At 70.5% G+C, this 8,601-nt stretch carries 8 protein-coding genes; 7 read left to right on the top strand and 1 reads right to left on the bottom strand.

Annotated elements, in window-relative coordinates; all coding sequences use genetic code 11:
• From BN11_RS23040 to BN11_RS17100, 7 genes are all read left to right on the top strand, one after another.
• Positions 1-496 (top strand): FHA domain-containing protein (locus BN11_RS23040; protein ID WP_157044409.1); only part of this gene is annotated, 496 nt, incomplete at its 5' end.
• 10 nt (positions 497-506) lie between these two features.
• Positions 507-980, top strand: a complete 474-nt coding sequence (locus BN11_RS17125; RefSeq protein ID WP_048699538.1) for an FHA domain-containing protein FhaB/FipA — start codon at positions 507-509, stop codon at positions 978-980.
• A 3-nt stretch (positions 981-983) separates the two neighbouring features.
• Entirely contained in the window at positions 984-2,435 is a 1,452-nt protein-coding gene (locus BN11_RS17120; protein ID WP_048699537.1) for a Stp1/IreP family PP2C-type Ser/Thr phosphatase, read from the top strand.
• Positions 2,432-3,802 carry an FtsW/RodA/SpoVE family cell cycle protein gene (locus BN11_RS17115; RefSeq protein ID WP_048699536.1) on the top strand — a complete coding sequence of 457 codons (1,371 nt, stop codon included), beginning with the start codon at positions 2,432-2,434 and terminating at the stop codon, positions 3,800-3,802. The genes BN11_RS17120 and BN11_RS17115 overlap by 4 nt, the downstream gene beginning before the upstream one ends.
• Positions 3,799-5,256, top strand: coding sequence for a peptidoglycan D,D-transpeptidase FtsI family protein (locus tag BN11_RS17110; RefSeq protein ID WP_048699535.1), 1,458 nt, complete (start codon positions 3,799-3,801; stop codon positions 5,254-5,256). The genes BN11_RS17115 and BN11_RS17110 overlap by 4 nt, the downstream gene beginning before the upstream one ends.
• Before the next feature lie 118 nt (positions 5,257-5,374).
• Complete coding sequence (gene pknB, locus BN11_RS17105; RefSeq protein ID WP_048699534.1) at positions 5,375-7,249, top strand: Stk1 family PASTA domain-containing Ser/Thr kinase; 1,875 nt, start codon at positions 5,375-5,377, stop codon at positions 7,247-7,249.
• A gap of 15 nt (positions 7,250-7,264) precedes the next feature.
• The gene (locus BN11_RS17100; protein WP_048699533.1) at positions 7,265-7,918 is read left to right on the top strand and encodes an aminodeoxychorismate/anthranilate synthase component II; all 654 of its coding nucleotides are present in this window, start codon (positions 7,265-7,267) and stop codon (positions 7,916-7,918) included.
• 36 nt (positions 7,919-7,954) lie between these two features.
• Here the strand turns inward: BN11_RS17100 and BN11_RS17095 are convergent.
• Positions 7,955-8,601: DUF881 domain-containing protein (locus BN11_RS17095; protein WP_053084159.1), on the bottom strand; the 647-nt coding region annotated here is incomplete at its 5' end.

The raw sequence follows: 8,601 nt of genomic DNA, 5'->3' as shown, positions 1-8,601 counted from the left end.
GCGGGGGGCGGCGAGCGCCCCGTCATACGGTCGATCACCGGCACCTGACCCGTCACTGCCCTACGATCAATCACTGCCATACGACCAATCACTGCCATACGACCAGTCCCGCGGCGACCAATCACGCGGCGACCACTCCCGCGACCGGTCGCGCGAGAAGGACCCGCAGCACCACTCGACCCCGTCGCGCATGGCGCCGGCCGACCGGCCGTGGCTGGAGATCGACGGCGACCGCTACCCGCTGATCGGCCCGACGACCGTGCTGGGTCGCGACACCGGCGCGAGCATCATCCTCGACGACGCCAACATCAGCCGGCGGCACTGCGAGATCCGGGTGACCGCCGACGGCCCGCACCTCGTGGCCCGCATCAAGGATCTCGGCTCGACCAATGGCACCTGGGTCAACGGTGGCCGGGCGGATTCGTTGCTGCTCAAGACCGGCGACCGCATCACCATCGGCCAGACAGCGCTCATCTTCCACGCCGGGCGGCGGTGATCGGCGCCGCATGAGCGAACTGACCCTGACGGTCCTGCGCCTGAGCCTGCTCGTGCTGCTCTGGCTGTTCGTCTTCTCCCTGGCAGCGGTGCTGCGCGGCGACCTGTTCGGCACCCGCGTCGTCAACCGGGTCACGACCACCGGCGGCGGCAGCGGCTCGCTGGCCGCGACCGTCCCCCGCGACCGGCGCTCCTCCAATGGCAACATCCTCGTCACGTCCGGCCGCCTCACCGGCACCCGCATTCCCCTGGGCACCGGCGACATCCTCATCGGCCGCAACCCCGAGTGCCTGCTCGTCCTCGACGACGACTTCGCCTCCGGCCGGCACGCCCGGATCTTCCCGGCGCAGGGCGGCTGGGGGGTGGAGGACCTCGGGTCCACCAATGGCACCTTCGTCAACGACGTCCGCATCGAGGAGCCCGTCCAGTTCGAACCCGGTGCCCAACTGCGCATCGGCCGCACGACGATCGAGCTGCAGAAGTAAGCCGTGCCACACGCCTTCCACTACGCCGCCCGCTCCGACGTGGGGCTGGTCCGCTCGGAGAACCAGGACTCCGGGTATGCCGGCCCCCACCTCCTCGTCGTCGCCGACGGCATGGGTGGGCACGCCGGCGGCGATATCGCCTCCTCGACCGCGGTCGGCTATCTCGTCGAGCTCGACGACGAGTCCCACTCCGCCAACGAGACCGGCGACGAACTCGCCCAGGCGATCGCGACCGCCAACGCCGAGATCGGCCGCATCGTCGCGCAGCGTCCCCAGCTGCACGGGATGGGCACGACGATCACGGCGCTGCTGCGCTCGCGGCATACCCTCGCCATCGCCCACATCGGCGACTCGCGCGCCTACCTGTTGCGTGACGGCGAGCTGGCGCAGATCACCACGGACCACTCGTTCGTCCAGACCCTCGTCGACTCCGGCAAGATCACCGCGGAGGAGGCCGGCAGCCACCCGCAGCGCTCCCTCGTCACCCGCGTGCTGACCGGCAGCCGCGGCGACCAGCCCGACCTCGGGGCCCGCGAGGCGTATGTCGGCGACCGATACCTGCTGTGCTCCGACGGGCTGTCCGGGTTCGTCGCCGCCGACACCATCGCCGACGTGCTGCGGGCCGGTGCCGCTCCCGAGGAGACCGCCGACCGGCTGGTCGAACTCGCCCTGCGCGCCGGCGCCCCCGACAATGTGACGGTCATCGTCGCCGACATCGTCGACATGACCGCGGGGCGCCTGCCCCCGGTCACCCCGCAGATCGTCGGCGCCGCCACCCAGAGCCGCGCCGGCAACCGCGCCCTGCGCGAAACCCCTGCCGCCAAGGCCGCCGCCCTGCGCCCCACGCTCGGGCTCGACGAGGAGAGCGAGACCGTCGAGCGGCTCGCCCTCGCCGAGGAGTCCTCCTCCTCCCGGCGCCTCCTGAAGTGGCTGGTGGGCGCCCTCGCCGCTGCCGTCATCGTCATCGCCGGTGGGGGCGCCGCGCTGTATGCCTGGTCGCAACGGCAGTACTTCGTCGGCACCCAGGACGGTGAGGTCGCGATCTATCAGGGCATCAGCTCCGACCTCGGCCCGATCGACCTGTCCACCCCGCTGACCAAGACCGGTATCAAGGTCAGCGACCTGCCCGACTTCTGGCGGACCGAGGTGGAGTCGAGCATCACCGCCGACAGCCGCGACGACGCCGAGAAGCGCGTCGCGACGATCCGCGCCCAAGCCCAGGCCTGCATCGCCGCCCGCGCCAAGGGCCAGACGTGCGGCGCCGACACCAATCCGGGGGCGAGCGCCTCGTCCAGCAGTTCCAGTGGGACGAGCAGTTCCAGTGGCTCGGGCAGTTCCAGTGGCTCGGGCAGTTCCAGCGGCTCGAGCAGTTCCAGCGGCTCGAGCAGTTCCACCGGGTCGGGCAGCTCCTCGACCTCGAGCCGCCCGGCGAGCACGACGACGAGCCGCGCATGAGCGTCGTCACCTCGCTGCGCCCCCGCCGCGGCCGCAACGTCGAGCTGCTGCTCCTGTTGTTCGCCGTCGCCATCATCACCCTCGCCTATGCGACCGTCGAGGCCAGCGCAAACGGCGCCTGGCCGGCCAATCTCGCCACCCAGGTCGGCGGGGTGCTGGCGATCGCCGTCGTCTTCCACCTCGTGCTGCGCTGGACCGCGTCGTATGCCGATCCGCTGCTGCTGCCCATCGCCACCCTCCTCAACGGGCTGGGTCTGGTGATGATCCACCGCCTCGACATCGCCAAGGGCAACGAGCTCGGCGAGGGTATGGCGTTGCGCCAGTTGACGTGGAGCGCGCTCGGCGTCGCGATCGCGATCGGGGTGCTGCTCTGGCTGCGGGATCACCGCACGCTGCGCCGCTACACCTTCCTGGCCGGCACCGCCGGTGTGGTGCTCCTGCTGCTGCCGCTCTTCCCGTTCATCGGACGCGAGATCAACGGCGCCCGGATCTGGATCGGCCTGGGGCCCTTCAGTTTCCAACCAGGTGAGATCGCCAAGATCGTGCTGGCCGTCTTCTTCGCCGGCTACCTGGTGCGCACCCGCGATGTCCTGTCCATCGCCGGACCGCGGGTGCTGGGGATGCAGTTCCCCCGCGGCCGCGACCTCGGCCCGATCCTGCTGATGTGGGCCATCAGCCTCGCCGTGCTGTTCTGGCAGAAGGACCTCGGCAGCGCCCTGCTCTTTTTCGGCCTGTTCGTCGCGATGCTCTATGTCGCGACCGAGCGGGTCGGGTGGATCGCGATCGGCCTGCTGCTCGCCGCCGGCGGCGCTGTCATCGCCTTCCGCCTCTTCGGGCACGTCCAGACCCGGGTGCTGCTGTGGCTGCACACGTTCAGCCCCGAGGCGGTCGCGCAGTCCGACCAGCTCGCCAAGGGTCTGATGGGGATGGCCAGTGGTGGCCTGCTCGGCACCGGGCTGGGGCAGGGCCGGCCCTACATCACCTACTTCGCCGAGTCCGACTTCATCATCGCCAGCTTCGGTGAGGAACTCGGGCTGGTGGGCCTGATGGCGATCCTGATCCTCTATGTCCTGCTCGCCGAGCGCGGGTTCCGGATCGCCGTCGGCGTCCGCGACGGGTTCGGCAAGCTGCTCGCCGCCGGCCTCGCGTTCTCGCTGACCCTGCAATGCTTCGTCGTCGTCGGCGGCGTCACCCGGGTCATCCCCCTGACCGGCCTGACGATGCCGTTCCTGTCCTCGGGCGGCTCGAGCCTGCTGGCGAACTGGACGCTCGTCGCGCTGCTGCTGCGGATCAGCGACCAGGCCCGCCAGCCGGTCCTCGACACCGCCGACAGCGGCCCGGTCCCGGCTGCGGTGGGCGGCCGATGAACTCCCCCATCCGCCGGCTGTCGGCCATCGCGGCCGCCTTGTTCTTCTGCCTGCTGGTCTCCAGTTCGTGGATCCAGTTCGCGGCCGCGAAGAAGATCAACGACCTGCCCGACAACAAGCGCACCCTGCTCGCGTCCTACAACCGCGAGCGCGGCTCCATCCTCGTCGGCGGCGAGGCCATCGCCCGCTCGGTCGCGACCGACGGGGAGTTGAAGTGGGACCGGCGCTACCCGATGGCACAGCTGTATTCGCATGTCACCGGCTACTACTCCTATGTCTACGGCGCCGGCGGCGGCATCGAGGGCGCCGAGGACGAGTTGCTCTCCGGCCGCAGCGACAAGCTCTTCTACCGCCGCGTCTCCGACCTGCTCACCGGCAAGGACCCCGTCGGCGCCTCCCTCGAGCTGACCATCAACCCGGCCGCGCAGACCGCGGCCGACCGCGGCCTGGGCACCCAGCGCGGCGCCGTCGTCGCCCTCGACCCGAAGACCGGGGCCATCCTCGCGATGGTCAGCCACCCGGCATACGACCCGGCGGAGCTGAGCTCGCACGACATCGGCGCGGTCGAAAAGGCATGGCCGCGGCTGCTCAAGGACGAGGGCGACCCGCTGATCAACCGGTCCATCGCCGGCGACCTCTACCCGCCCGGCTCGACGTTCAAGCTCGTCACGGCCGCCGCGGCGCTCGAGTCCGGCACGTACACGCAGAACTCCACCGTGCCCGGCCCGGCCACGCTCCAGCTGCCCGGCGTCGCGGCCCCCCTCGCCAACCACGACCGCGCCCCGTGCGGGCCCAATGACAAGACGACGCTGATCCACGCGCTGGAGATCTCGTGCAACACCGCCTTCGCGAGCCTCGGGATGCAGCTCGGCGCGGAGGCGCTGCGGGAGCAGGCGGGCAAGTTCGGGTTCGGTCAGACATTGACCGTGCCGATGCGGGCGACGGCCAGCTCGGTCCCGGCGAACATGAACGAACCCAACACCGCGCAGGCCGCGATCGGCCAGTATGACGTGCGCACCACCCCGCTGCAGATGGCCATGGTGGCCGCCGCCATCGGCAACGGCGGGGAGGTCATGAAGCCCTATCTGGTGCGCCGCGTCCTCGGCTCCCAGCTGCAGACGATCGACGAGGCCACGCCCGAGCGGCTATCCGAGGCGGTCTCAACAAGCACAGCGCGGCAATTGACGACCATGATGAAGGACGTGGTCACCTCGGGCACCGGCACGGCAGCGCAGATCGCGGGCGTTGACGTGGCGGGCAAGACCGGCACCGCGCAGCACGCCAAGGGCGCCGCCCCGCACGCCTGGTTCGTCTCCTTCGCTCCCGCCGCCGACCCGAAGGTCGCCGTCGCCGTCGTCGTCGAGGACGGCGGCAACGCCGGCAGCGAGGCCTCGGGCGGCGCCGTCGCCGGACCCATCGCCAAGTCCGTCATGGAGGCGGTGTTGAACTCATGAGCGCGACCCCACGAAGTTCCTCCCACGCAGCGCGTGTGACCCGCCCCGCCTCGCTTCGCCTGATTACTGCGCGAGGTCCGCTCATGACCAGCTCCCCGAACCTCCCTAGGGGGCCCGAATGACCATCCATGTGCCCAAGCTCCTGGGCGGCCGGTACGAAGTGGGCGAGCTGATCGCCCGCGGGGGTATGGCCGAGGTCCACCACGGCTACGACACCCGCCTGGGTCGCACGGTCGCCATCAAGATCCTGCGCAGCGATCACGTCCGCGACGCCCACTTCCTCTCCCGTTTCCGCCGGGAGGCGCAGTCGGTGGCCGGGCTGAACCACCGCAATATCGTCGCCGTCTACGACTCCGGCGAGGACCAGCTCACCGAGACCGGCGGCGCACGCGTGCCGGTGCCGTGGATCATCATGGAATACGTCGACGGCTATACCCTGCGGGAGTTGCTCAACGAGCATGGGGACCTGCCGCCACAGGAGGCCGCCCGGATCACCGAGTCCGTCCTGGACGCCCTGGCCTATTCGCACGAGATGGGCATGGTGCACCGCGACATCAAGCCCGCCAACGTCATGGTGGCGGGCGACGGCACCGTCAAGGTCATGGACTTCGGCATCGCCCGCGCGGTCGCCGACACCCAGGCGACGATGACGCACACCTCCTCGGTCATGGGCACGGCGCAGTACATCTCCCCCGAACAGGCCGAGGGCCTGACGGTCGACTCCCGCTCCGACCTCTACTCGACCGGGTGCCTGCTCTTCGAACTGCTGACGGGGCGCACCCCGTTCGTCGGGGAGCCGGTGTCGCTGACCTATCAGCACGTCTCGAAGCCGCCGCCGCTCGCCTCCTCCCTCAACCCGGCGGTCTCCGAGGATCTCGACGCCGTCATCGCCCTGGCCCTGACCAAGGACCGGGAGCAGCGATATCAGGAGGCGGAAGACTTCCGCGACGACCTGCGCTCGGTGCGGCTGGGACGGCCGGTCAGCGCAGCGGCATACGCAGCCCTGCGCGCCGACCAACCCACGGCCGTCGTCGCCCCGGCGCAGCACATCCCGCCGACCCCCGTCGACGTGCTGGCGCCCGAGCAGCCGTATGACGAGCCGCGGCGCCGCGGGTCCGGCGTGCTCATCGCGTCGATCCTGCTGCTCGCCGTGGGGGTGCTGGGGTTCGCCGCCAAGACCTATCTGGACTCCCGGCCCGAATATGTGACGGTGCCGTCCGTCGTGGGCAAGACCCTGACCAAGGCCAGCAGCGACCTGCAAGCCGCCGGCTTCGAGGTCAGCTCGTCCTATCAACCCTCGTCCGAATACGACAAGGACAAGGTGATGGATCAGGACCCCAAGGGCGGCACCGAACAGCTGGCCGGCAAGCAGATCAACCTCACCGTGTCCGGCGGTCCGGCCGCGACGCGCGTCCCGCCGCTGGCGGGGCTCACGCTCGACGAGGCCACCGCGGCGTTGGAGGATGCCGGGCTCGAACTCGGAGATGTGCGATCGCTCGACTCCCCCGACGCCAAGAAGGACGAGGTCGTCTCCTCCACGCCGGAGGAGTATGCCGACGCCGCCGAGGGCGACGAGGTCGACCTGACCGTCGGCACTGGGAAGGTCGCGCTGCCCGACCTGGTCGGCAAGACCCAGGACGAGGCCCGAGCCATTCTGGCGGAGTTGAAGCTGCCGGTCCTGACCGTCCTGGAGGAGAGCTCCGAAACCGAGGACACGGTGCTACGGACCGACCCCAAGAAGGGCGAGGTCAACGTCGGCACCACCGTGACCTTGACCCTGGCGAAGCCGCGCACGATCGTGCAGACGACGACGATCACGACGACCCAGTCGAGCACCCCGCCGCCGACCGAACCGACGACATCGACGGACACCGCGACGTCCACCTCGACCACCCCGCCCCCGACCGACACGGGCACCGGCGGCGGCGGGACCAACACGGGCAACACGATACCGACCATCTCCCAGACGTCCGCGCCCCCGCTGCGCAACTGACCATACGATCAGCCGATGGCCAAAATCCTCGTCGTCGACAACTACGACAGCTTCGTCTTCACGATCGTCGGCTACCTGCAGCAACTCGGCGCCGAGACGACCGTGGTGCGCAATGACGCGATCACACCGGACGAGGGCACCGGCTTCGACGGGGTGTTGATCTCGCCCGGGCCGGGCACACCTGAGGAGGCCGGGGTGTCGATGGCGATGATCGCCGCGTGTGCCGAACGCAGCCAGCCCATGCTGGGGGTGTGCCTGGGGCACCAGGCCCTCGGGGTGGTCATGGGGGCGACCGTCGGCCGGGCGCCGGAGTTGTTGCACGGCAAGACGTCTCAGGTGCACCACGACGGGACCGGTGTGCTCGACGGGCTGGCGGATCCGTTCACGGCGACCCGATACCACTCCCTGACGATCGACCCGCCCACGCTGCCGGACTCCCTGGTCGCCAACGGCCATACCGACAGCGGCATCATCATGGCCGTCCGCCACCGCGACCTGCCCCTGCACGGCGTGCAGTTCCACCCCGAGAGTGTCCTGACCCATGGGGGCCACCGCCTCCTCGCGAACTGGCTGGCCGTATGCGGTGAGCCCGCCGCCGTCGCCGCCGCCGAGGGCCTGAGCCCGCTCGTCCGGGACGCCGCCGGCATCGCCCGTGTCGTCGCCGGCTGACCCTCTCCCCGCGACGTTGGTGGGGCGAGGCACCGGTTAGTCGGCGACCCGGGCGGAGGTGAGGGAGAGGGTGCCGGCGAAGGCGGGGAAGGTCTTGATGCCGGTGCGCTCGACCGCATAGCCCAGGCCGAGGGCACTGACGTACTCCCGATAGCGATCGATCGTCGGGTCGGCGTCCAGGGCGGCCTCCAGCGCGGCGGGATCGCCGATCACGCTGATCACGAACGGCGGTGAATAGACGCGGCCCTGCAGGATCAGGGTGTTGCCGACGCACCGGACGGCGCTGGTCGAGATCACCCGCTGGTCCATGAGCATCATCGCCTCGGCGCCGCCGCGCCACAGGGCGTTGACGACGGCCTGCACGTCCTGCTGGTGCACGACGATGTCGTCCACGGTCGCCCATTCGGGCAGCTGATCGCTGGTCAGGGGCGAGTCGTCGAGGGCGACGGTGAGGGTGTCCCCCTCGACCGCGGCGGTGCCCGCGCCCGCGGCGAGCGCGTCGGCCGCACGGGACAGTTTCGCGATCCGCTCACTCCCGGGAGCGGCCGCGGCCGTGAGCCGGTCGACGTCCGCGCGGACCGCGGCGACCTCGCCCACTCGGTCGGCCATCAGGCGCTGACGCTCGCGGATGACGTCGGCGAGTCCGGGCGCGTCCGAGCGCAGGTCGGTGCCGCGGGAGGCCT

Source organism: Nostocoides australiense Ben110 (assembly GCF_001050535.1).
Lineage (GTDB): Bacteria > Actinomycetota > Actinomycetes > Actinomycetales > Dermatophilaceae > Nostocoides_A > Nostocoides_A australiense.
The sequence above is the reverse complement of the archived record's forward strand: the minus strand, read 5'-3'. Positions and strand labels throughout refer to the sequence as shown.

Bases quoted from the DNA above. Each gene is read 5' to 3' on its own strand.
- BN11_RS17125 (WP_048699538.1), top strand. From the start codon at position 507: ATGAGCGAACTGACCCTGACGGTCCTGCGCCTGAGCCTGCTCGTGCTG.
- BN11_RS17115 (WP_048699536.1), top strand. From the start codon at position 2,432: ATGAGCGTCGTCACCTCGCTGCGCCCCCGCCGCGGCCGCAACGTCGAG.
- BN11_RS17110 (WP_048699535.1), top strand. From the start codon at position 3,799: ATGAACTCCCCCATCCGCCGGCTGTCGGCCATCGCGGCCGCCTTGTTC.
- pknB (WP_048699534.1), top strand. From the start codon at position 5,375: ATGACCATCCATGTGCCCAAGCTCCTGGGCGGCCGGTACGAAGTGGGC.
- BN11_RS17100 (WP_048699533.1), top strand. From the start codon at position 7,265: ATGGCCAAAATCCTCGTCGTCGACAACTACGACAGCTTCGTCTTCACG.